Origin of the sequence: Corallococcus praedator (genome assembly GCF_003612125.1) — a bacterium.
GTDB lineage: Bacteria > Myxococcota > Myxococcia > Myxococcales > Myxococcaceae > Corallococcus > Corallococcus praedator.
This window is the reverse complement of sequence record NZ_RAWI01000980.1, coordinates 1-456: the sequence shown is the minus strand read 5'-3', so window position 1 is coordinate 456 and position 456 is coordinate 1. Positions and strand designations below refer to the sequence as shown.

Annotated in this window: 1 protein-coding gene; it reads left to right on the top strand. The window is 30.5% G+C overall.

Annotation, left to right across the window (positions count from 1 at the left end):
• The first annotated feature begins 34 nt into the window (after window positions 1–34).
• A complete protein-coding gene (locus D7Y13_RS45470) occupies window positions 35–292 on the top strand; it encodes a hypothetical protein (RefSeq protein WP_147452701.1) in 258 nt (85 codons plus the stop codon).
• Window positions 293–456 lie beyond the last annotated feature (164 nt).

The following is a 456-nucleotide window of genomic DNA, read 5'->3' as shown; positions in this document are numbered from 1 at the left end:
CTAGCCACTTATCCATAAATTATTTGCAGGTAACATGAAGCTGGAAGATTTTGACATAATTGATCAAGTTTTAATCTTTATTGATGAACAAAATTTAAACATTGAAAGCCATGACCATTTTTACACTCAAGATATAAATGGAAACTTGCGAATCAAGCAACAATGGACTCACATTGCCAATATAGATATGTCTAAGCAAAAATATTATATTTTCAGTACTGTGAAAAAACCATTGCGCTCAATGTTAAAATTACTATTTGAAAAATGCAATTTGAGGTCGGAGTTAATGTGAATATGAAGCTGGATATCTGGGATAAATTTGATGATTTTATGAATTTGTTGGAAAGTGATCCAGATATTGTCATAAATAAAGGACATAACTGCCTGCATTTGACATACAAGGACATCATTGTTGGATATGCTTATATAAACGAAAACAAATGGTACATTAAAGAG

What these genes read in the sequence shown, in the direction of transcription:
- D7Y13_RS45470 (WP_147452701.1), top strand. Translation starts at nt 35, where the DNA reads ATGAAGCTGGAAGATTTTGACATAATTGATCAAGTTTTAATCTTTATT.